This window comes from Pseudomonas sp. YQ_6, from assembly GCF_043103245.1.
GTDB classification, from domain to species: Bacteria; Pseudomonadota; Gammaproteobacteria; order Pseudomonadales; family Pseudomonadaceae; genus Aquipseudomonas; species Aquipseudomonas alloputida.
Genome location: NZ_JBICJR010000025.1, coordinates 1 through 23,056 on the forward strand (window position 1 = coordinate 1; position 23,056 = coordinate 23,056).

Consider the following 23,056-nt stretch of genomic DNA (forward strand, 5'->3'; position numbering starts at 1 on the left):
CAAGGCCGCTCCCACACGGATGGCGCCAGCTTTTAGAAATTGAGCAAGACAGTTGCTTCCACGATGATCAGTCCAGCGCCTGCTGCATCTCTTTGGCCTGCACCCGCAACGCCTCGCAAAACGGCTCCACCGCTGCCGATGCCGGCCGATGGTCCGGGCGTATGAGCATCACCTGATAGGGCACCGATACCCGTAACCTGCGGATCGGTAGCCCGCCTTGCGCCGCCTCCAGCCCGCTCAGTGGGTTGATGATCGCCACCCCCAGGCCTTGCCTGACCATGGCGCACACTGAAGCGGCACTGGTGGTCTCGATGACCGTGCGGCGGTTAACCCCGGCCGCACGAAAGTGCTGATCCAGACGCTGGCGGTAGGTATCCAGGCTGGCCAGGTTGATGAAGTCGACCTCATGGAAATCACTCAGCTCCAGCTCAGCCTTCACCTGCAGCGGGTGATGCTCGGGCAACACGCACACCATGTTGGCACTGAACAGCAATTCACCATACGCGCCGCGCGGTATCTGTTCGACTTCAGTCAGGCCAAGGTCATGCTGCTGGGCAACCAGTGACTCCTCCAGCAACGGCGACTCCTGCGCAAGAATGCTCACGCTCACGCCACTGTGCTGCTGGTGAAAGCGCTGGCAAGCCTTGGGCAACAAGGTTTGCGAGAACAGCGGCAGGCAGGTGATGGCCAGCCGGCCCTGCTCAAAGTTGCGGATGGCCTGGGCAAAGCGATCGATCCGCTCCAGCCCGACGTAGGCGCGTTCGACCTCTTCGATCAACAGCAGCGCCTGGGCCGTCGCCACCAGGCGCCCGCCCTCGCGCTCGAACAGGTTCAGGCCAGTTACCTGCTCCAGCCGCGCCAGTTCGCGGCTGACGGTGGGCTGCGAGGTGAACAGCAGGCGCGCCGCACCCGTGACACTGCCAGCGGCCATGATGGCGCGGAACACTTCGATGTGGCGGACGGACAATTTCACGGCAATACCCTGAGATTCGACAATGGGTATATCAGATATGAATGGCAGACAGAAGAATAGCTATTTTTCTGAATCCACCCTTTGGCTCATCCTCGTGGCCTTCCTTATACGAGTAACGCCACCATGACCGCACCCTTCACCCTCCTGGCCGAGGCGGTTCGCCAGCACGGCTCGCCACTATGGGCATACGACACCCGCACCATCGCCGATCGTGTCAAGCAGTTGAACGTGTTCGACACCGTACGTTTCGCCCAGAAAGCCAACCCGAACTTGCATGTGCTGCGCCTGATGCGCGCCCATGGCCTGGTGCTGGACGCAGTGTCGCTGGGAGAGATGGAACGGGCCTTCGCCGCCGGCGCGAGTGTTGACGGTGACCCTGCCGGCGTGGTTTTGACCTGCGACGCGCTGGACCGCCCCACCCTGGAACGCGTGGTGGCGTCAAAGATCGAAGTCAATGCCGGCTCCATTGACATGCTGCGCCAACTGGGTGAACGCTCGCCCGGCCACCGCGTGTGGATCCGCATCAACCCAGGCTTCGGCCATGGCCACAGCCGCAAGACCAATACCGGCGGCGAAAACAGCAAGCATGGCATCTGGCACGAAGAGCTGGACGAGGCGCTGGCGTGCATCAAGGCCCATGGCCTGCACCTGGTGGGCGTGCACATGCACATTGGTTCCGGGGTGGACTACCAGCACCTGGAACAGGTGGCCCGCTCGATGATCGAGCTGATCGGCCGTCTGGGCGTGGACATCGAGGCGTTCTCCATCGGCGGCGGGCTTTCCACCCCTTACCGCAGCACCGACAAACCGGTCGACCTGCAGCGTTATGCGCAGACCTGGGCGGTGGCGCGCAAGGAGATCGAAGCGATGCTCGGCCACCCGGTGCGCATGGAGATCGAACCCGGGCGCTTCCTGGTGGCGGAGTCGGGCTATCTGGTGGCCGAAGTCCGTGCCGTGAAACAGGTGGGGCGCAATACCTTCGTCATGATCGACGCCGGCTTCAACGACCTGATGCGCCCGGCGATGTACGGCGCCTACCACGGCATGACCCTGCTCGATGCCGATGGCCAGGCAGTAGATCGCCCGCGCCAGCCGACCGTGGTGGCCGGGCCGTTGTGTGAATCGGGTGACGTGTTCACTCAGGATGACCAGGCACTGACCCCGCAGGACCTGCCCCAGGCACAGGTGGGCGACCTGCTGGTGATCCACGATGCCGGGGCCTATGGCGCGTCGATGTCGTCGAACTACAACAGCCGGCCGCTGCTGCCGGAGTTCCTGATCGAGAACGGTGCCCTGCGGATGATCCGCCGGCGCCAGACGGTGCAGGACCTGCTGAGCCTGGAGGCCGGGTTCTAACCACTGCCCTGCAAGCCTGCACGACTCTTTGTGGGAGCGGCCTTGAGTCGCGATAGGGCTGCACAGCAGCCCCACAAATGTAGCCGTGATGCCGAAACCCGGGCCGCTTTGCGGCCCAATCGCGACGCAAGGCCGCTCCCACAGGGTGTGTGCTCGCGGTCCTTGCAATAAGCCCCGCCTCTCGCGACAATGCGATCAATTCCCATTAATATCGCGGTCTTGACGCCATGGCAACGCTCGATCCCCAGGCCCTGCACCAGCTGTACAGCGAAAACAACAGCTGGCTGAAGGGCTGGCTGCGCGCCCGCCTGGGCAACGCCGCCGACGCTTCCGACCTGGCGCACGACACGTTCTTGCGGGTAATGACCGCGCGTAACCCGTTGCCGATCCGTGAGCCGCGCAGCTACCTCAGCGCTATCGCCCGCGCCCTTCTGATAGACAAAGCTCGCCGTCGCATCATCGAAAAAGCTTACCTGCAGGCTCTGGCCCTGCGTCCGGAACCGGTAGAGGTGTCGCCGGAGGTGCGCTTGTCCATCATAGAAATGCTGGTGGCCGTGGACAGCCTGCTCGACGAACTCGGCGCCAAGACCCGCGCCATCTTCCTTGCCGTTCAACTCGAAGGCCTGACCTACGGCGCTGCGGCCGAGCGCTTCGGCGTGTCGATCACCACCGTGAAGAATCACCTGATCAAGGCCATGACTCGCTGCCTGCTGGCAGTCGAAGGCTGACGCCCATGGATCTCAAGACACTCGAAGCCGCTGCCACCTGGTATGTTCAGCTCAACGACGGCGCCAATAGCGAGGCCCGCACCCAGGCCTGGCGACAGTGGCTACAGGCCAGCCCCCTGCACGCAGCCGCCTGGGCGCGGGTAGAAAAGCTGCAGCAGCAATGGGCCATGGTGCCGCCGCAGGCGGCGCTGTCCGGCCTTGGCGCGGCCCAGGCGCAGCGGCGTGACGTGCTGAAAGTGCTGGGCCTGCTGATGGCCATGGGGGGCGGCAGCTGGCTGGCGGCCGAGCAGGTGCCCCATCGTGCCTTGCTGGCCCAGCACAGTACCCGCAGCGGCGAGCGCCGCGCCCTGCACCTGGAAGATGGTTCACAGCTGGAGCTGAACGTGGATACCGCGCTGGATGTGCGCTACGCCACAAAGGTGAGGGCGATTCAGCTGTATCAGGGGGAAATTCTGGTGCGTCCGGTCAGCGATCGTCAGCAGCGCCCGTTCATCGTGCACACCGATGACGGCAGCGTACTGGCCCGCAGTACCGCGTTCAGCATCCGCAAACTGGCGCAGCAGACCCGCGTGGGTGTGCTTGAGGCCAGCGTCGAAGTTCGCCCCCTGCGCCACCCTGATCGAGTGCTGCAACTGCACGCTGGCCAGCAAGTGAGTTTTGATCAGGATGTCGTCCTCGACGCCCATGCACTCCCCGCCGATTCCACGGCCTGGTTGCAAGGCATGCTCAGCGTGAACGACTGGCGCCTTGGCGATTTCCTCGAAGAACTGGGGCGCTATCGTCCAGGTGTGCTGCGCTGTGCCTCGTCGATCCAGGCCATGAGCATTTCCGGTGCGTTCCGAATTGACGACACCGATATCGCCCTGGCCAACCTGCCGAAAACCTTGCCCGTGAAAGTGCGCTACTTAAGCCGCTACTGGGTGAGTGTGGAGCCCGCCTGAGCAACTGCGGAAAAATTTTCGCCGCAATCTTGCTGATTTCGATTCTCGTCCGTCCCTGACACAAGCCGCGACGACAGCGACTTTCTGCCATGACTCGGAAGGACCACGAAATGCCACACCTGCACCCTACCCCAGCAACCAAGCTCAGCCAGGCCGTCCGCCTGGTGCTGTTCGGCATGTCCCTGGCCAGCGCGCCCGGCCTGCTGCTGATGCCTGCCCAGGCAATGGCCCAAAGCCAGGCCACCTACCATGTCCCCGCTGGCTCACTGGGCAACGCCATCACCCAGTTTGGCGTACAGGCGGGTGTGACCATTTCGTTCGACACCGCACAGACGCGCAACCTCGACAGCGCGGGCCTGGAAGGCAGCTTCAGTGTCGAGGAAGGTCTGGCGCGGCTGCTGGGCAACAGTGGCCTGCAGGCGCAACGTCAGGGCAATGGCGGCTATGTGCTGGTCCCTGCGCAAAACGGTTCGGCCATGGAACTGGCGCCGATGAACATCGACGCCAACCGCCTGGATGCGACCAGCGAAGGCACCCAGTCCTACGCCGCCCGTGCCATCACCATCGGCAAGGGCGTACACACGCTGAAAGAAACCCCGCAGTCGGTCACCGTGATGACCCGCAAGATGCTCGACGACCAGAACCTCAACACACTGGAGCAGGTACTGGACAAGACCCCGGGCATCACCGTGTATGACTCGCCCATGGGCGGCAAGTATTTCTATTCCCGTGGTTTCAACCTGGATGGCCAGTACCAGTACGACGGCGTGCCCTTGGACGTGGGCGGCAACTACGTGCAGGCCAACAGCTTTTCCAGCGACATGGCGTTCTATGACCGCGTCGAGGTGCTTAAAGGTGCGGCCGGCATGATGAAAGGCTCTGGCTCCTCCGCCGGGGGCGTCAACTTCGTGCGCAAACGGGGGCAGGAAAAAGCCGCCACCACCGTCACCCTGTCAGCCGGCAGCTGGGACAACTACCGCGGGCAAGTGGACGTGGGCGGCCCGCTGAACGCGTCGGGCACCGTGCGGGGGCGCGCCGTGGCGACGCTGCAGGACCGCCAGTACTTCTATGACACGGCCAAGCGCCAGGACCAGATACTGTACGGCGCCATCGACTGGGACGTCACGGCCGACACCACCGTGGGCTTTGGCCTGGCTTACGAGGATGTCGATGCCACCCCGTGCTACGCCGGCCTGCCACGCTACGCCGATGGCAGTGACCTGAAGCTGTCGCGCTCCACCTGCCTGGGGGCCAGCTGGAACGACATGCAAAGCCAGCGTATTACCGGCTTTGCCGACCTCAAGCACCGCTTCAACGATGACTGGACCCTGAACTTCGCCTCGATCTACACCCACAACACCCAGGACATCGAATACGCTTATTCCGAAGGCACGGTACCAGTCGGTGCCAGCACCGCCAGCATGAACGTCCGGGCCGGCCGTTTCGACTACGACCAGGACGACTACGGCTTCGATAGCTATGTCGATGGCAAGTTCGAGGCGTTCGGCCTGCAGCACGAGCTGATCATGGGGGTCAACGCCAGCCGACAGAAAACCCATGATTACTTCGCGCTGATGCTGCTGGACGGCAAGCAGGACCCGTTCAACCCATCCTCGAACTTCACACACCCGTCCAAGGCCGATTACCTGGTCAACCCGAGCCGCGGTGGCAGTGTGCCAACCGATACCACTACCACCCAGTACGGCACTTACGCCAACCTGCGCCTGAAACTGGCAGAGCCACTGACCTTGGTGCTGGGCGCGCGGGTCAGCTGGTACCGTAACAAGAGCGACTCCTATACCCAGTTCTACGATTACTGGGTGCATAATCGCAGCCAGGAAAACGGTCAGGTCACGCCGTTTGCCGCCGTGCTGTACGATCTGAACGAGCAGTGGACCGCCTATGCCAGCTACGCCGACATCTTCCAGCCACAGAGCGACAAGGTGAATGCCGAGCGGCAGGCGTTACAGCCAAAGACCGGCGCCAACTATGAAGTCGGCATCAAGGGCGAGCTGCTCGACGGCGCGTTGAACACCTCCTTCAACCTGTTCCGCACTGTCGAGAATCACCGTGCAGAAACGGACTACGTCGATACCTGCCCCTCAGGCGACGGGTATTGCTACAACGACAGCGGCAAGGTCCGCGCACAGGGGTTCGAAGCCGAGATCAGCGGCTCGCCGATCGAGCGGTTGCAGCTGTTGGCGGGCTACACCTACACCCAGACGAAGTACCTGAGTACCATCGAAGACACTGACCCGACCGAACTGACCTTCACCTCCAGCTTCATCCCACGGCACATGCTCAAGGTATGGGGTGACTACCAGCTGGGCGGTGCTCTGGAGCGCTGGACCCTCGGCGCAGGCCTGAACAGCCAGAGCGAGAACTTCCGTACCACCGGCACTACCCGTGTCGAGCAGGCGGGCTACACCGTGTGGAACGGCCGTGTGCAGTACCGCCTAGACCCGAACTGGACTGTCGCGCTCAACGGCAACAACCTGTTCGACAAGAAGTACTACGCCACCATCGGCGCGCCGGCGTGGGGCAACTTCTATGGTGAACCGCGCAATTTCATGGTGACGTTGCAAGGGGCGTTCTGAAGTACTTCCCTGGGTGCGATCGGGCCGCTTTGCGGCCCTGTCAAGCTGCTGGTCGCACAGTCGTTCCTGCAAATCGAAAAGCTCTACCCGCAGATGGTGGCCGAGCAGATCGTCAAGCGCGAAGTCATGGCCGAAAACGTTCGCAACCAGCCCTACCTGCATCCCAGAAATACGCAGTATGTACAGCCATCATTCCATGACCGCTTCCCGTAGTCCGCCCATGTAGTGCTCCAGGCGACTTCGCAGCCAACGCTCGGCCGGGTCGCTGTCGGTGGTGCTCAACCAGACCATGGCAAGCTCCAGTGCAGCAGTCTCGAACGGCAGCGTCTCGGCCTGCAGGTTGCCCCAGCGTTCCATACCCTGTGCGGCATAGTCCGGGCAGCATGCCAGCAGGTCGGTACCGGCCAGAATCGCCGGCAGCGAACTGAACTGCGGCACCGACAACACCACCTTGCGTTCACGGCCGATGTCTTTCAACCAGTCATCGACCACACCCTGGGTGTTGGCGGTTGGCGAAACCTGGACATGCGGACGTTGGCAAAACTCATCCAGTGAAAGCGGCGTGCTGGACTTGTCGGCCCGCACCACCCTGGCTTGCAGGGTGCGTAGAACCTTGCGTTTGGCATTGGCGGGCAGGCCCTTGGTCTGGCTGATACCCACCGTCACGTCGCCCGCCGCCAGCAGGTCCGGAATGCGCCAATAGTCCACATGCTGCACGACCACCACCACGTTTGGCGCCTCCACCCGCAGCGCCCGCAACAGCGGCGGCAGCAGGCCCGACTCGACATCATCGGACAAGCCGATGCGGAAGGTCATCTTGCTGGTCAGCGGGTCGAAATCATGGGTCATGCTGAGGGCGACAGACATCGCATCCAAGGCTGGCGTGAGGTACTTGATCACCTCTTCGGCCCTGGCCGAGGGCTCCATGCGGTTGCCCACTCGAACCAGCAGCGGGTCGTTGAACATCGCGCGCAACCTGGCCAGCGCGGCGCTGACCGTGGGCTGGGCGACGAACAGCTTCTCCGCGGCACGGGTGAGGTTGCGTTCCTGCATCAGCGCTTCGAACACCACCATCAGGTTGATATCGGCTTTGCGCAGTTCGTTGCGGTTCATGGGTGCTCCCGGGCCGTGCTTGTTGTTCGGGTTCAATTCCAGCATCGACATGCATCCTAGCCGAGTCGAAACCTGCACTGCACTTTATGCAATCGCCATTGCCCCCTACTGCGCGACCGGGGTAATCTTCCGCTCTCTTCCCTTCCGGCCTCCCCTGCCGTGCACCGCCCAGGCGTTGACTCGCGAAGCGGTCATTCATGATGCCGACACTTGCATGGCCGCCGCTCACTGGCGCGCCCATTCGCCATCAATACACTCAGGATGACACCATGATCATTCGCCAAGGCATCGCTGCAGACTACCCGCAGCTGCTCGACATCTGGCTGCGCGCTGTTCGCGCGACGCACCACTTCCTGCAACCCTCCGACATCGATGCACTATTGCCACAGCTGCGCGACGTGTACTTCCCGGCCGTCGACCTGTGGGTTGCGGAAGACACCGATGACCAGCCACTGGGCTTTATCGGCTTCAATGAAAACCATGTGGAAATGCTCTTCGTCGATCCAGCGCACCACCGCCAGGGCATTGGCCGTGCACTGCTGGATTTCGGCCGCCAGTCACGCAGTGCGATGAGTGTCGATGTCAACGAGCAGAACCCACAGGCAACAGCGTTCTATCAGCACTATGGCTTCGTCCAGACTGGCCGTTCACCGCTGGATGGCGAAGGTCGCCCGTTCCCTTTGCTGCACATGAACCTGCCCACCCGGGCTTGAGCACGAGGCACTCACCGCGATGGCCCGCAAAGCGAAGCCCCTACCGCCATCCGACTGGGTCATCCGTAGTGCCCAACCGGGTGGTATCGAGCGTATCGAAGCCTGGTTCGGTAGCCACGGCTACGACCCGCATCGCCACGATACCTATTCGATCGGCCGCACGCTGGCTGGCGTGCAAAGCTTCCACTACAAGGGTTCGCTGCGCAACGGCCTACCGGGCAACACGCTGGTGTTGCACCCGGACGAACTGCATGACGGCATGGCCGGCACCGACGCAGGCTTTCGCTACCGCATGGCCTACGTCGACCCGGCACTGATCCAGAACGTGCTGGGTGGTCAGCCTTTGCCCTTCATCGCTGGCGGGCTGTCCAGCGACCCTCGCCTGTACCACGCCAGCGAAGCGTTCGTGCAGGCAGTGGACCACGCGCTGGAGCCATTGGAAGAACAGGACGCCCTGTATGACCTGGCGATCGCCTTGCGGGCAGTCGGCGGCAAGCCGCGCGGGCGCAAGCGCCTGGATTACCAGGCAGCCGAACGCGCTCGGGCCTTCATCATGGAACACCTGCATGTGGGCATAACACTGGACATGCTTGAACAGGCCAGCGGCCGCGAACGCTGGAGCCTGTCGCGGGACTTTCGCACGCTGTACGGCACCAGCCCCTATCGCTTTGTCACCCTGCGCCGCCTCGACTGCTTTCGCCGAATGATCCTGGATGGCTTCACCTTGGTCGACGCTGCCCTTGCCGCAGGCTTTCATGACCAGAGCCACATGACCCGGCACTTCACCCGCTGCTACGGCGTACCGCCCTTACGCTGGCTGGAGCGTTTGCGAGCGTCACGCTGAGTTACCGCAGGCGCCCGCGCCCCCCGTGAGAACAGGCTTGCAGGATCGTACAAGAACCGGACTCGCCCGGAGCGATAGGCTGACCACTCCACTTTCCGAGGAACTGTCATGCCTGAATCCCGTCACCCACATCCCTCCCTGCCAGTGAACCTGGTCTACAAGGCAGCGCTTATCGAACAGCAATGGAGCCCCAGGGTCGTTGCCGAGATGAACGATTACCAGTTCAAGGTCGTGCGCATCGAAGGCGAATTCATCTGGCACGCGCACCCGGAGACCGACGAAGCATTCCTGGTGCTGGAAGGCACCCTGCGTATCGACCTGCCGGATGGCTGCGTGCATGTGAACCCCGGGGAACTCTATGTTGTGCCACGCGGCGTCGAGCACCGGACCGCTGCGCAAGGCGAAGCGAAACTGATGATGATCGAACCGCGGGGCATTCTGAATACCGGTCATGAAGGGGGCGATCGCACAGCAGAGAGCGATGTCTGGATTTAACAACATTCACCACTTTCAAGCTGTAGTCTCTAGCTTCACAGCAATAATTAACCCTAAAAGATCGTCTTACAGCCATCTGTAACCGTGGCAATTCGCTCGCAGCCCACACTTCGCAACCCGGCACAGGTTCGCCTCGATATAATTGGATCCAATAACGAGGGTGGCCTGCATGCAAGCACTGGAAAGGGACTACGGACACGGCGATGAAGTGGCCAGCCACTGCCACGCCGAAGACCAGCTGATCTACGCCGCCAGCGGCGTGATGCGGGTCAACAGCGAGGGCGGTAGCTGGGTGATCCCCGGCGGGCATGCCTTGTGGATGCCCGCCGGGGTCAGCCATGCCATCCGCATGGAAGGCGTGGTCTGCATGCGTACCTTGCTGCTCGACGCCCACATCGAACGCTGCCAGGTGATCGTCGTGTCTGGCCTGCTGCGCGAACTGATCCTGGCGGCGTCACGGGTGCTGAACCTGCGCGACGGCGCGCATGCTCGGGCGCTGATCCTGTACGAACTCGCCGCCGCCCGGCGCATCGATGCCTTCGTCCCGACGCCGCAGCACGCACGCCTGCGTGCCTGGTGCGAGCGCTTCCTGCAGGACCCGGCCCAGGACCTGACCTTGGAGCAATGCGGCGCTCAACTGAACATGAGTGCCCGCAGTGTGGCCAGGCTGTTCCAGCGCGAGGTGGGCATGTCGTATGGCCAATGGCGCGCCCGTGCCCGGGTGATGCTCAGCCAGCAGTGCCTGGCCGATGGCAAGCCGATCCTGAACGTTGCGCTGGAGCACGGCTACCAGAGCGCCAGCGCATTTACTGCCATGTTCAAGCGCATCCTCGGCTATGCGCCGAGTGATTGGCAAAACGGTACCGCGCGCGAGTACTGAGCCTCAGGTTGTCCCGCTTGCGCGCAGGGTTGTCCCGCTTGCGACAGCGACGCCCATGCAACCCTCGTTAACCTCGTGTCACGACCCTTGAGCGACAATCGTGATGCCCTTACTGCACTCATTTCCCGGCCCTGCCCGGCTTGCCACAGCCCTCGGCATGCTCGCTGCACTCGCGGCGTGCGGCCACCAATCCACTCCTGCCGAACCCCCTCTAGCGCTGCAGGCAGACCCGCTGGCGAACATGCCGGCCGGCGTCAGCAAACAGCCCCTACCCGAACGCTGGTGGGCACTGTATCAAGACCCCCAACTCAATCGCTGGGTACAGCAAGCCCTGGCGCACAACCAAGGCCTGGCACAGGCCGAGGCCAACGTGCAGGCCATGCTGGCTGGCATCGGCGAGTTCGACGCCAGGCGCTGGCCGTCTACCGACATAGGCGTTGCCGCTACCTATGGCAGAAGCGCCGATGACCAGACGCTGGCCGAGGCGACCGACAGCAATGCGCCGTCGCAATGGCAATTCAACCCGGGCATCGAGCTGGCCTATCAGGTGGACATCTGGGGCCAGGTACGCGCCGCCATCCAACGTGCCAGGGTGCAAGCCGAAGCCAGCGCTGCGGCGCTAGACCTGGTACGCCTGCAGGTGGTCGCCCAGACCACCCGCGCCTACATCGACCAGTGCACCTACGCGGCGCGCCTGGAGGCAGCGAAGCAGGCCTTGCAAACCCTCGACCACAGCGTGCAACTCAGCCAGCGCCAGCGCCAGGCCGGTGTGGCCACTGCCCTCGACAGCGAGCGCCTGCTGGGCTTGCGGGAACAGGAGCGTGCGCAACTGCCGATGCTCTCAGCCCGGCGGCAGATGGCGCTTTACGAACTGAGCATGCTCAGTGGCCAGGCCTCGGTGGACGAGCCCACGACCTGCGTAGCCATCCCCACGCTGTCGACGCCGCTGCCGGCTGGCGATGGCTGGCATTTGCTCGAACGCCGGCCAGATGTGCGCCAGGCCGAACGGGAACTGCAAGCGGCCACCCTGGAGACCGACATCGTGCGGGCCGACCTTTACCCAAAGGTCAGCTTCGGCGCTTCGTTGACGTCTTCGGACCATCACCTTGCCAACCTCGGCGACAGCCGCGCGGTGATGTTCGGCATTGGCCCGCTGATCCGCTGGGAGTTTCCCAACCTGAAAGCCAACCGCGCACGGGTGAGCAAGGCCGAGGCATTGCAGCGGGCACAGGTCGCCCGTTACCACGGCGTGGCGCTGAGCGCGCTGAAAGACGTGCGCCAGGCACTGGCCCGCTACGACGGCGAGCGACAACGGTTGCAGGCGCTGGACGCAGCCCTGGCGCACAGCCAGCACAGCTTTGCCCTGGCCCAGGGTAACTACCGCGCCGGCACCGTGGACGGGCTGGCCCTGCTCGACAGCGAGCGCGAAATGATCAGCCTGCGGGCCAGCCACACAGAAGCCCAAGGGCGCCTGGCGCAAGCGCAGGTAAACCTGTTCCGCGCGCTGGGCGGGCGGTGGTAGCGAGAAGCAAGACCAGCAGCGAGCACCGCCCACTGTAGGAGCGGGTTTACCCGCGAAGAATACACCGCGGTGGATGGCACGGGCTTCGCCCGTGTTCGCGGGCAAGCCCGCTCCCACACGGATCGCGCCAGCTTTTAGAAATCGAGCAAGACAGTGGCTCCCACAACCGACAGCCAGCAGGCCCAATTCGAGAATGGAAACCAACCATGAATGTTGCCGTAGACAAACCCTCACCCGCCGAAACTGAACAGCGGCCGAGCGCTAAAACCCGTCGCCGCCTGGCAATCATCGCCAGCGGCAGCCTGGCCGCAATCACCCTGCTGGCCTTCACCAGCTACTGGTTCAGCACCGGCCGCTATCTGGAAACCACCGACGATGCCTACGTCCGCGCCGACTGGGTGGCCCTGAGCCCACGCGTGGCGGGCTACGTAGCCGAGGTCGAGGTGGCTGACGACCAGCCGGTGAAAGCCGGCGATGTGCTGGTGCGCCTGCAAAACCGCGACTACCGCGCCCGCCTCGACCAGGCCCGGGCTGGCGTGACCGAGGCACAGGCGGCACTGGCCGCCGCCCAGGCCAGCCAACAGGTAGCGACCGAGCGCATCGACCAGCAACAGCAAGCCATCCTGCAGGCCGAGGCCGTCGTGCGCAGCGCCACTGCCGAACAGCGTCGCAGTGAACTGGATGTCCAACGCTACCGTGGCCTGGTGCATGACGACGCAGCGACCGTGCAGCGCCTGGAAACCGCCAGTGCCCATGCCAGCCAGGCACAAGCCGCGCTGCAAGGTGCCCAGGCCGCGCTGCGCCAGCAACGCTCACAACTGGCCATGGCCAAGGCCCAGTCAGCCCAGGCCGAGGCCAAACAGCAACAACGGGCTGCGGCCCTGGCACGCGCCCAGGCCCACCAACAGCTCGCCGAGCAGGACGAGCAGGACACCGTGATCCGCGCGCCGATCACCGGCGTGGTCGGCCAGCGCCGCGTGCGCACCGGCCAGTACGTGGTGCCGGGCCAGCCGCTGCTGGGTGTGGTGCCCCTGCAGCAAGCCTATGTGGTGGCCAACTACAAGGAAACCCAACTGGCCCGCATGCGCCCCGGGCAACCGGTAGAAATACGTGTCGACAGCTTCGCCAGCCAGCCACTGCATGGCCATGTGGCCAGTTTTTCGCCAGCCTCGGGCAATGTCTTCGCCTTGCTGCCGTCGGACAACGCCACCGGCAACTTCACCAAGATCGTCCAGCGTTTCCCGGTGCGCATTCTGCTCGACAAACCGCTGGATGGCCCGCAGGTACTGCCCGGCATGTCGGTGGTCAGTACAGTCGACACGCGCCCCGCAGAGGTTGCCGATGCGCACTGAGCAAACGGTCTCGCTGCGTGCCTGGGTAGCGGTGCTTGGCGGCCTGTTCGGCTGCTTCATGGCGGGCATGAACGTGCATGTCACCAGCGCCGCGCTGCCGGAAATCCGCGGCTCGCTGGGTGCCAGCTTCGAGGAAGGCTCATGGATTTCCACCGCCTACCTGGTGGCGGAAATCGTGATGATTCCGCTGACGGCCTGGTTGGTGGACGTGTTCTCGCTGCGCCGGGTCATGTGGACCGGCTCGCTCATCTTTCTGATCGCCTCGGTGGCCTGCTCATGGGCGCCCAACCTGGAGGCGATGATTGTAATCCGGGTGATCCAGGGGGCTGCGGGCGCGGTGCTGATTCCCCTGTCGTTCCAGCTGATCATCACCGAACTGCCGGCCAGCAAGATGGCCATGGGCATGGCGCTGTTCAGCCTGGCCAACAGCGTGGCACAGGCCGCCGGGCCGTCGATTGGCGGCTGGCTGACCGATGCCTATTCGTGGCGCTGGATCTTCTATCTGCAACTTTTCCCCGGCATTGCGCTGCTGTTGGCCATCGCCTGGTCGATCGAGGCCAAGCCCATGAAGCTTGAGCTGCTACGCAAAGGTGACTGGCTGGGTATCGCCGCCATGGTGATCGGCCTGGGCGGCTTGCAGATCGTGCTGGAAGAAGGCGGTCGGCTGGACTGGTTCGGCTCGCCGCTCATTGTCGGCATGAGCGTGGTCGCTGCCATTGCGTTGGTGGTGTTCGTGGTGACCCAGCTGTTCGGCCAGCGCGCGTTCATCAACCTGCGCTTGCTCGGGCACTACAACTTCGGTGTCGCCAGCGTGGCGATGTTCATCTTTGGCGCTGCCACGTTCGGCCTGGTGTTCCTGGTGCCCAACTACCTCTCGCAGTTGCAGGGGTTCAGCGCGCACGACGTGGGCGTGGCGCTGATCGCCTATGGCGTGGTGCAGTTGCTGCTGGCGCCGTTGATGCCCCGGCTGATGGGCTGGACCAGTGCCAAGTTCATGGTCGCCAGCGGCTTTTTGATCATGGCGCTGGGCTGCTGGCTGGGGGCTAGCCTGAGCGCCGACAGTGCCGACAACGTGATCATCCCGTCCACGGTGGTACGTGGTATTGGCCAGCCTTTCATCATGGTTGCGTTATCGGTGCTGGCGGTGGCCGGGCTGGACAAGCGTGAGGCCGGCTCAGCCTCGGCGGTGTTCTCGATGTTGCGCAACCTGGGTGGCGCCATCGGCACGGCCGGGTTGACGCAACTGGTGGCGACCCGTGAACGCTTTCACAGTGAGCGCATTCACGAGCAGGTGACGCTGTTCGAGCCAAGCGTGCAGGCGCGTATCAACCAGACGGTGCAAAGCTGGCTGCCGCATCAGCAGCAAATGCTGGAAGCGTTGGCGGCGACCATTCGGCGAGAGGCTTACCTGATGGCCTACAGTGATGCGTTCTACCTGGCGTGCCTGGCATTGGTCGGGTGTGCCCTGGCAGCGTTGCTGCTGCGAGCCAGGCAGCAGCATTGACGGCGGTATCGACCTCTGTGGGCGGCCGGAGCGCTCGGCATTCGGCCGCTGTTACACTGTCAACCGATGAAATTGGCGAGCCCGAGCAAAGGTATGAACCCGACGCGCTACTCCACCGTGGCAAAGGACTTGATGCAAGCGATTGCCAGCGGCCGCTACCCGGTGGGCAGCCTGCTGCCGACCGAGTTCGAGCTGTGCGACCTTTACAATGTGAGCCGGCACACGGTGCGTGCCGCTATCAACCAGCTGCTCACCCAAGGGCTGGTGTCGCGCCGCAAACGCGTGGGCACCCGGGTGGAGGCCAGCAGCCCGCGCGGCGGCTATTCGCAGTCGTTGCCCAGTGTGGCTGACCTGGCGCACCTGGCAGACACCCAGCAGCGGGAAATCCAGGGCGTGCGCCACTTTGTCGCCGACCTGAGCGAGGCGGCGAGGCTGGGGCTGGTGCCGGGGGAGCATTACTTCTGCGTGTCGAGCATCCGCGTCGACCGGCAGCACGATGGCGCGCCGCTGTGCTGGGTAGACGTGTATGCACAGCGCGACTACATCGCGGTCATCGAGCTGGCCCGCGAGCACCCTGACCAGCTGATTGCCGGCTTGATCGAACAGCACTACGGCCGGGCAATCGCAGTGGTCGACCAGCAGGTGCGTGCGGTGTTGCTGACTGCGGAAATGGCCCGGGCGCTGAAGGCCGAGGCGGGCTCGCCGGGGCTGAAGATCATCCGCCACTACCGCGAGGAAAATGGTGATTTGATGGCGGTTTCCGAGACCGTGCACCCGGATGACCGCTTTACCTTGGTCACCCAGATGCGCCGCGACCGCTCCCCCGCCTGAACCCGCTCGTACAGGGATGGTCCAACTTTCAGCTAATGAACAGACCGTTGCCCCTAAAGCGCCCCCAGTTGCCTTTCAGCTTCGACCAACTGCCTCGCCCGCGCCGTGCTCACCCGGTGATCGCGTGCCAGCCAGGCGTAGATCGTCGGTAGCACGAACAAGGTGAACAAGGTCCCCACCAGCATCCCGCACACAATCACCACCCCCAACCCAAAACGGCTGTTGGCGCCGGCGCCGCTGGCGAACAGCAGTGGCAGCACGCCAAAAGTCATCGCCGCCGTGGTCATCAGCACTGGCCGCAAGCGTATTTGCGCCGCGCGAACAATGGCGGCGGCACGATCGAGGTTGTCGCGCACCTGAATCTCGTTGGCGAACGCCACCATCAGGATGCCATGCTTGCTGATCAGGCCGATCAGCGTTACCAGGCCAATCTGCGTGTAGATGTTCAGCGTGGCCCAGCCCAGCGCCAGCGGCAGCAGCGCACCGCAGATCGACAGCGGCACGGTCACCAGAATGATCAGCGGGTCGACCAGGCTTTCATACTGCGCCGCCAGCACCAGGTAGATCACTACCAGGGCGGCGAGAAATGCCCACATCAAGGCAAAGCCCTCCTGCACATACTGGCGCGATTCCGATTGCCAGTCGTGGCTGAAACCCGGTGGCAGTTCGGCGGTGAGCTGTTCAAGAAATGCCACGGCGTTGCCCATCGATACACCTGGCGCCGGGATTGCCTGCAGGGTACTGGCGTTCTGCTGATCGAACTGCAACAGGCGGTTGGGTGCCACTTCGATATCCAGGTGCACCAACGTGGCCAACGGCACCAGGCTGCCATCTTCGGCGCGCACATACTGGCGGCTCAGCGCCGCAGGCGTCAGACGTTGGTCCTGGATACTCTGCGGGATCACGTCATAAGAGCGCCCGAACAGGGCGAAGCGGTTGAGATACTGCTCGCCCACCAGCACCCCCAGCGACTCACCAATGGCCCGCATGCTGATGCCCAGGCTCGCCGCCTTGGCCCGCTCCACGCGTACCTTGACCACGGGGTTGTTGTAGTCGAGGTCACTGTCCACCACGGCGAACAGGCCGCTGTCGCGGGCGCGCTGCTTGAGCACTTCCATGGTCTGGTACAGCTCGGGGTAATCCTGGGCGCTGCGCAGCACCATCTGCACCGGCAGGCCACCGCTGGAGCCCGGCAGCGACGCGACCTGGAAGGCGAAGATGCTGCTGCCCTCGATATCCGCAACGGCCTGCTGCAACTGCGCCTGCACCTGTGCGGCGGACCGCTCGCGCGCCTGCCAGGCGCTGAGGTTGATACCCCCGAAACTGGCGGCCGGGCCGTCGGTGCCGTTGATGATCCAGGTGTCGGTGGTTTCGGCGATGGACTTCATCACCTGGTCGAGCTTCAGCGCGAAGCGTTCTGCGTATTCGAGGCTGGCATGCTGCGGCGACTTGATGGCGGTCAGCACCGCCGCCTGGTCCTCGGGCGGCGCCAGCTCGCGTTGTGGCAGCAGGTACAGCCAGGGCAGGCTCAGGCACACCAGCAACGCCACGCCGCCACTGATCCAGCGGTGTGCCAGCGTGTAGGCCAGCACCCGTCCATAGGCCCCGCTCAGCACACCAAACAACCGATCGGCGATGGCGGCCATTGCGCCATGCTGCTGACCGGGCTGCAGCAACAGCGAGCTCATCACCGGCGACAAGGTCAGCGCCACAATGCCGGACACGATCACCGCCCCCGCCAGGGTCAAGGCAAACTCACGGAACAGCGTGCCGGTCAGCCCGCCCATCAAGCCAATGGGCGCATACACCGCCGCCAAGGTCAGGGTCATGGCGATCACCGGCCCGGCAATTTCCCGCGCCCCGGCCAATGCTGCCGCGACCGGCGACTTGCCCTCCTCGATATGCCGGTGCACGTTTTCCACCACCACAATGGCATCGTCCACCACCAGGCCGATGGCCAGCACCATCGCCAGCAAGGTCAGCAGGTTGAGGCTGAAACCAAACATCAACATCAGGCCCGCAGCCCCCAGCATCGACAGCGGAATGGCCACCACCGCGATCAGCACGCTGCGCAGCGAACCCAGGCACAGCCAGATCACCAACACCACGATAAGCATCGCCTCCACCAAGGTGCGCAGCACTTCATGGATCGACGCATCGATGAAGCGTGCGGTTTCATAGGCCAGCGCCACTTTCACACCAGGCGGCAAGGTCTGCTGGATCTGTGGCAGCAGTTGGCGAATACCCTCGACGATCACCAGAGGGTTGCCGCTGGGCGTAGGGAACAGCCCCAGGTGCACGGCAGGTTTGCCGTCCATGGTGGCGCTGGTCTGCGTGGCCGCCGCACTCAGCTCGACGGTGCCGATATCGCGCAGGCGCACCAGGTCGGTGCCATCGTTGCGGATGATCAGCTCGCGGAAGTCTTCGACCCGGCTCAGGTCGGTGTCCACCTGGATATCGGCCAGCACGTACTGCCCACGCACCTGGCCCGGCGTTGCCTGGTAGTTGTTGGCACGTACCGCCTGCGCCACGTCCGCCGCCGTCACTCCGCGCCCGGCCATCTGCTCACTGTCCAGCCACAGGCGCATGGCCAGGCGCTGCCCGCCGAACGACTGCACCTTGGCCACGCCGTCGATACCGGAGAACTGCGGTTCCACCACCCGCGACAGGTAATCGCTCAGTTCCGGTATCGACAGGCTGTCGCTGGCAAACCCCACATAGGCCACGGCAGTGGAGTCGCCTGCCGACAGTTCCACCACCGGGTCGTAGGCTTTTTCCGGCAGGCGATAGCGCACCTGGTTGACCTTGGCCATGGTCTCGGCCAGCGCCTGGGTCGAATCGCGGTTGAGCACCATGCGCAAGGTGATCAGGCTGCGCCCCTGCTGCGACGACGAGGACAGGTAGTCGATGCCCTCGACCGACGACACCGCCTGGGTGATCGGCTGCGTCACGAAACCCTGCATCAACTCGGCGGAGGCACCGGGGTACTCGGTGCTGATGGTAATGGTCGAGCTTTCCAGCAACGGGTACTGGCGGATCGGCAACTTGCCCATGGCAAACAGCCCCATCAGGATGATCAGGCTGCTGACCACCAGCGCCAGCACCGGGCGGCGCACGAAGACGTCGGTAAACCTCACGACTGCCGCCCTCCCTGGCTAGCCTGCAGGCTGTCCTGCGCCACTGGCTCGACCGGCATGCCATCACTCAGTTTCAGCTGGCCGGAAACCACCACACGGTCACCGGGCGTCAGGCCGGAGGTGATTTCCACCCGCCCCTGCCAGCGCTCACCGGTGGTTACCTGCACCCGGCTCACCCGGGTGCCATGCTGCGGGTCCTGGGTAGCGACAAACACCGTCTGCCCGTAGGCGGTGTAGGTAATCGCGGTTTCCGGCACGGCCAGCACGGTCGACGGCTGCGCAGCATCCAGCCGCACGCCGGCATACATACCCGGCTGCAACTGCCCTTGCGGGTTCGGCAAGGCCGCCTGTACCTGTACAAGGCGTGCTTTGCTGACAACCGGGTCGACCGCCACCACCCGCGCCTGGAAGTCTTGCCCACGCACCGCGTCCACCGTCAGTGCCAGCGCCTGCCCGGCGTGCACTTCGGGGGCGGCCTGCTCGCCCAAGGCAAAGTTCACATGCAACTGGCTGATGTCGGCCAGGCTGACGATGGTCTCGCCAGCGCCCAGGTACTGGCCCTGATGCACACGGCGGATGCCGAGCTTGCCGGCAAACGGTGCGCGAATGGCCTTCTGCGCGATCAGCGCCTCGACATGCTGCAGCTCACCACGGGCCACGTCCACGGCCGTGGCTGCGTTGTCCAGCAGCTCTTGCGACACGGCATTCATCGCGCGCAGTTTGCGGCTGCGCTGCAGCACCACGTCAGCGTTACGCAACCTGGCCTGCAACTGCACGCGCAGGGCCTGCTCGGGTGCATCGTTGAGCTGCACCAGCAACTGCCCGGCCGCTACCGTCTGCCCCGACTCGAAGGCGATGCGGGTAATACGCCCTGCCATCTCGGCCGCCACCTGCACCTGGTTGACCGCCTCCAACTCCCCCGAAGCAAAGCGCTGCCGCGCCAGTTGCACCTGCTCGGCCGTGGCCAGCGCCACCTTGGTCGCCGGCCACACCGCCGCAGCGGGCGGCGCCGAGCCGCTTCCCACCAGCGCATAGGCAGCGGCCAGCGCACCGGCAACAGCGCCGGCCCAGGCCAGTAACGTCCGATTGTTCATGCTCAGCTCCGATCACAGGGAAAGCGGTTGCAGGGAAGATCGGGCAGGACTATAAGAGCTCAACTTAACTTGAGGTCAACAGGCATGGCAGCGGACAACACACGGATGCTCACAGTGGGTGAAGTGGCCAAGCGCAGCGGCGTGGCGGTGTCTGCGCTGCACTTCTACGAAACCAAGGGGCTGATCGCCAGCGTCCGCACGGCAGGCAACCAGCGCCGCTATCCCTCGCTGGTGCTGCGTACCCTGGCGATCATCAAGGTAGCCCAGCGCACGGGAATTCCGCTTGAGGAAATCAAACAGGCCTTCAGCCGTTATGCCCCCAACAGCAAGCTCACAGCAGCACAATGGAGCGAGATGTCCACGGCCTGGCGCGAAGACCTGAATGCCCGCATTCGCACACTGGAAGCACTGCGCGACAGCCTCGACAACTGCATTGGCTGCGGTTGCCTGTCGCTGGAGGACTGCCCGCTGCGCAACCCCGAGGATGTGCTGGGCAAGGAAGGGACCGGGGCGCGGATCCTCGAAAAGAAGGCGCGCTAACCTCGCGCGCTCATGCCAGGTGCGACTCTATGCCAGCGCGCATGACCTGCGGGTGACAAGCAGTCGCTTTGAACCATTGCGGCGATTCACCGCCCTAACCCTGTGCTGTTAACCCAAAGCCGCTCACAGGAAGGAACTAAGCCATCATGAAACGCGAACAGATCGAAGGTGTAGCAGAGGACCTGGCTGGCAAGGCGCAAAGCGCCGTAGGTCGCCTGGTCGAAGACCCGGCGCTGGAAGCCGAAGGCGATGCGCGTCAGGCCGCAGGCCAGGTGACCAAGACCTACGGCGACACCCTGGACAGGGTGTCCTCGTTCGTCAAGGAAAAGCCCTTCGCCGCACTGGCCATCACCGCCGCCGTCACTCTGGTGGTCTCTCGCCTGCTGCGCCGCTGAACCACGGCGCCTCAGGTGGTTCAGGGCCGGATATCTTGTCCGGCCTGCGCCATCACCAGATGGCGATATCGTAGGTCAGGTAAAGGCGATTGCTGTCTCGGCCGCGGGCGAAATCTGATCGATACACATAGTTTCGCAGCTTTACGCCCAGCCCTTTCAGCGGTCCGCCCTGCACCACGTAGGCAATCTCGGCGTCACGCTCCCATTCTTTGATGCCCTCGCCACCTGAGCGGCCATTGTCGCCACTCAGGTAGCGCGTCATGAAGGTCAGCCCCGGTACCCCGGCGGCAGCGAAGTTGTAGGCGTAGCTGGCCATCCAGGTCTTCTCTTCCTCTTCGATGAACTTGCCGATGCCGACGTTGCTGAACGAATAGACCGTTGCCCCACTGATATACGGCAGCCCCGCTTCACCATCGAGCACCTGGTAACCTGCGCCGACGGTATGCCCGGAGTGGGCGTACGACAGTTGGCTGCTGAACATGTCGTTGTCGATGCCACCGCCATACGCCGTACCGCTGTCGCGGCTTTTGAAGTAACGCAGGTCGGTGGTCAGCACGCCGCCGCCCAGCGGCAGATCGTGCACCAGCCCGGCGAAGTCCTGGCGGTAGAAATGCTCGAGCTCGCCATGAAAATAACTCAGGCGCAGTTGCTTGCTGACGGCATAGTCAGCACCAGCGAAGCTGAAATCACCAGACGCTGGGCCGCCATACCCGTCCAGGTACAACCCGGTGCTATCGGATGAGTCGCGCTGTTTGAAGCGATCCAGGTGGCCGGCAGTAAGGGTGAGGTTGTCGATGTCGGTGCTGGTCAGCTGGGTTCCCTGGTAAGTCTGCGGCAGCAGCCGCGCATCGTTGTACACCAATACCGGCGTCTTGGGCAGCAAGGTGCCATGCTTGACCACGGTGCTGCCCAGACGGGCCTTGGCCGTGATACCGGCGCTGGCGAATTCGTCGGCCGCGCGGCCATCGTCATGCACTGGCAGCAGCCCGGTGCCGCTGCGCCCACGGCCGGAGTCGAGCTTGAAGCCGACCAGGCCCAAGGCGTCGAGCCCCAGGCCGAGGGTGCCTTGGGTGAAGCCGGACTGGTAATCGAGCAGAAAGCCTTGAGCCCATTCCACCCGTTCGCTTTTGGCAGTGGCGGCGGCGCGGGCGCTCATACCCTGCTCGTCACGGAAATTCTCGTTGAAATACACGTTGCGCAACTGCAGCTTGAGCTTGCTGTCTTCGATGAAACCGGCGGCACCGGCCACAGGCAGCCAGCCGCACAGCAGGCCACAAGTGGCCCCACGGAAAAGAAATCGGGACATGATGGTTACTCTGTTGTTGTTCTTGGGTGAGTCAGAGGGGCGCCGAGCGGCGCCCTGAGTGCTTCAAACCATGAAGGACAAGGCGCCCGTCAGCAGTGCCAGCGCAGTGATCACCAGAGAAGTGAGCACGGCCCACTTGAAGGTGGCTTTCTGGAAATCACCGATATCCCTGTCGACCATGCCCACCAGCAACAAGGTGGAAGCCACCAGCGGGCTCATCAGGTGCACAGGCTGCCCCAGCACCGAGGCGCGGGCGATTTCCACCGGGTCGATGCCGTACGCGGCCGCGGCATTGGCCAGGATCGGCACAACGCCAAAGTAGTACGCGTCGTTGGACAGCACGAAGGTCAGCGGCATGCTGGTCAGCGCCACTACCAGCGGGAACCAGTGGCTCCACGCTTCCGGAATCCAGTCCACCAGCGTCTGGGCCAATGCATCGACCATCTTGGTACCCGAAAAAATACCGGCAAAGATGCCCGCGGCGAACACCAGCAGCACCACCGTCATGGCGTTGCCCGAATGGGCGAGGATGCGCTCTTTCTGCAGGTCCAGCTGCGGGTAGTTGATCATCAGTGCGGCGACGAAACCGATCATGAACAGGATGGCCGCGTGCATCAGCCCCAGCACCAGCGCGGTCATCACGGCGATCACCAGCACCAGGTTCACATAGGCAAGGCGCGGGCGCTTGTGCGGGTTGTCGCCGAGGATTTCCTTGATGTAGCAGTTGCCGCCACC

The 23,056-nt window shown here is 63.9% G+C and carries 20 protein-coding genes; 14 read left to right on the forward strand and 6 right to left on the reverse strand.

From position 1 onward, the window contains the following. Nucleotides 1-67 precede the first annotated feature (67 nt). Nucleotides 68-973, reverse strand: a complete 906-nt coding sequence (locus tag ACF8FG_RS06125) for a LysR family transcriptional regulator (protein WP_014591822.1) — start codon at nucleotides 971-973, stop codon at nucleotides 68-70. A 123-nt stretch (nucleotides 974-1,096) separates the two neighbouring features. Between ACF8FG_RS06125 and lysA the strand changes: the two genes are divergently transcribed. From lysA to ACF8FG_RS06145, 4 genes are all read left to right on the forward strand, one after another. Then, a complete protein-coding gene (gene lysA / locus ACF8FG_RS06130; protein WP_014591823.1) occupies nucleotides 1,097-2,329 on the forward strand; it encodes a diaminopimelate decarboxylase in 1,233 nt (410 codons plus the stop codon). A 227-nt stretch (nucleotides 2,330-2,556) separates the two neighbouring features. Beyond that, nucleotides 2,557-3,057, forward strand: coding sequence for a sigma-70 family RNA polymerase sigma factor (locus ACF8FG_RS06135; RefSeq protein ID WP_012053194.1), 501 nt, complete (start codon nucleotides 2,557-2,559; stop codon nucleotides 3,055-3,057). 5 nt (nucleotides 3,058-3,062) lie between these two features. Continuing rightward, nucleotides 3,063-3,998, forward strand: coding sequence for a FecR domain-containing protein (locus ACF8FG_RS06140; protein WP_019436885.1), 936 nt, complete (start codon nucleotides 3,063-3,065; stop codon nucleotides 3,996-3,998). A gap of 110 nt (nucleotides 3,999-4,108) precedes the next feature. Next, nucleotides 4,109-6,595, forward strand: coding sequence for a TonB-dependent receptor (locus ACF8FG_RS06145; protein ID WP_019436886.1), 2,487 nt, complete (start codon nucleotides 4,109-4,111; stop codon nucleotides 6,593-6,595). Between the two features lie 189 nt (nucleotides 6,596-6,784). Here the strand turns inward: ACF8FG_RS06145 and ACF8FG_RS06150 are convergent, their stop codons facing one another. Further along, nucleotides 6,785-7,708: a LysR family transcriptional regulator gene (locus tag ACF8FG_RS06150; RefSeq protein WP_162911984.1), complete on the reverse strand. Its 924-nt coding sequence runs from the start codon at nucleotides 7,706-7,708 to the stop codon at nucleotides 6,785-6,787. Between the two features lie 269 nt (nucleotides 7,709-7,977). On the opposite strand from ACF8FG_RS06150, the gene ACF8FG_RS06155 reads away from it, so the two are divergent. The 8 genes from ACF8FG_RS06155 to ACF8FG_RS06190 all read left to right on the forward strand — a co-directional run bounded on the left by ACF8FG_RS06155 (nucleotide 7,978) and on the right by ACF8FG_RS06190 (nucleotide 15,849). Next, nucleotides 7,978-8,421, forward strand: coding sequence for an acetyltransferase (locus ACF8FG_RS06155; protein WP_019436888.1), 444 nt, complete (start codon nucleotides 7,978-7,980; stop codon nucleotides 8,419-8,421). A 19-nt stretch (nucleotides 8,422-8,440) separates the two neighbouring features. Then, nucleotides 8,441-9,265 carry an AraC family transcriptional regulator gene (locus ACF8FG_RS06160; protein ID WP_019436889.1) on the forward strand — a complete coding sequence of 275 codons (825 nt, stop codon included), beginning with the start codon at nucleotides 8,441-8,443 and terminating at the stop codon, nucleotides 9,263-9,265. 108 nt (nucleotides 9,266-9,373) lie between these two features. Further along, nucleotides 9,374-9,760, forward strand: coding sequence for a cupin domain-containing protein (locus ACF8FG_RS06165; RefSeq protein WP_019436890.1), 387 nt, complete (start codon nucleotides 9,374-9,376; stop codon nucleotides 9,758-9,760). A 169-nt stretch (nucleotides 9,761-9,929) separates the two neighbouring features. Next, nucleotides 9,930-10,640, forward strand: coding sequence for a helix-turn-helix transcriptional regulator (locus ACF8FG_RS06170; protein ID WP_019436891.1), 711 nt, complete (start codon nucleotides 9,930-9,932; stop codon nucleotides 10,638-10,640). A gap of 103 nt (nucleotides 10,641-10,743) precedes the next feature. Then, entirely contained in the window at nucleotides 10,744-12,162 is a 1,419-nt protein-coding gene (locus ACF8FG_RS06175) for an efflux transporter outer membrane subunit (protein ID WP_080590198.1), read from the forward strand. A 206-nt stretch (nucleotides 12,163-12,368) separates the two neighbouring features. Further along, nucleotides 12,369-13,514 carry an HlyD family secretion protein gene (locus tag ACF8FG_RS06180; RefSeq protein WP_135199018.1) on the forward strand — a complete coding sequence of 382 codons (1,146 nt, stop codon included), beginning with the start codon at nucleotides 12,369-12,371 and terminating at the stop codon, nucleotides 13,512-13,514. Then, entirely contained in the window at nucleotides 13,504-15,018 is a 1,515-nt protein-coding gene (locus tag ACF8FG_RS06185; protein ID WP_014591831.1) for a DHA2 family efflux MFS transporter permease subunit, read from the forward strand. Before ACF8FG_RS06180 ends, ACF8FG_RS06185 begins: the two co-directional genes overlap by 11 nt. Nucleotides 15,019-15,111: 93 nt before the next feature. Continuing rightward, nucleotides 15,112-15,849 (forward strand): GntR family transcriptional regulator, encoded by a 738-nt coding sequence (locus tag ACF8FG_RS06190; RefSeq protein WP_014591832.1) that lies wholly within the window; start codon nucleotides 15,112-15,114, stop codon nucleotides 15,847-15,849. Between the two features lie 53 nt (nucleotides 15,850-15,902). Here the strand turns inward: ACF8FG_RS06190 and ACF8FG_RS06195 are convergent, their stop codons facing one another. After that, a complete protein-coding gene (locus tag ACF8FG_RS06195; RefSeq protein ID WP_076403473.1) occupies nucleotides 15,903-18,986 on the reverse strand; it encodes a MexW/MexI family multidrug efflux RND transporter permease subunit in 3,084 nt (1,027 codons plus the stop codon). After that, complete coding sequence (locus tag ACF8FG_RS06200; RefSeq protein ID WP_014591834.1) at nucleotides 18,983-20,080, reverse strand: efflux RND transporter periplasmic adaptor subunit; 1,098 nt, start codon at nucleotides 20,078-20,080, stop codon at nucleotides 18,983-18,985. Before ACF8FG_RS06200 ends, ACF8FG_RS06195 begins: the two co-directional genes overlap by 4 nt. 84 nt (nucleotides 20,081-20,164) lie before the next feature. Here ACF8FG_RS06200 and soxR point away from each other — a divergent pair, with 84 nt between their 5' ends. Next, complete coding sequence (gene soxR / locus ACF8FG_RS06205) at nucleotides 20,165-20,620, forward strand: redox-sensitive transcriptional activator SoxR (protein ID WP_003247276.1); 456 nt, start codon at nucleotides 20,165-20,167, stop codon at nucleotides 20,618-20,620. Between the two features lie 146 nt (nucleotides 20,621-20,766). Then, a complete protein-coding gene (locus ACF8FG_RS06210) occupies nucleotides 20,767-21,015 on the forward strand; it encodes a CsbD family protein (protein ID WP_014591836.1) in 249 nt (82 codons plus the stop codon). 52 nt (nucleotides 21,016-21,067) lie between these two features. Here ACF8FG_RS06210 and ACF8FG_RS06215 read toward each other — a convergent pair whose 3' ends face one another. Both ACF8FG_RS06215 and ACF8FG_RS06220 read right to left on the reverse strand, forming a co-directional pair. Then, nucleotides 21,068-22,321, reverse strand: coding sequence for an OprD family porin (locus ACF8FG_RS06215; protein ID WP_014591837.1), 1,254 nt, complete (start codon nucleotides 22,319-22,321; stop codon nucleotides 21,068-21,070). Between the two features lie 63 nt (nucleotides 22,322-22,384). Further along, a partial coding sequence (locus tag ACF8FG_RS06220; protein WP_392518637.1) for a citrate:proton symporter occupies nucleotides 22,385-23,056 on the reverse strand: 672 nt, incomplete at its 5' end.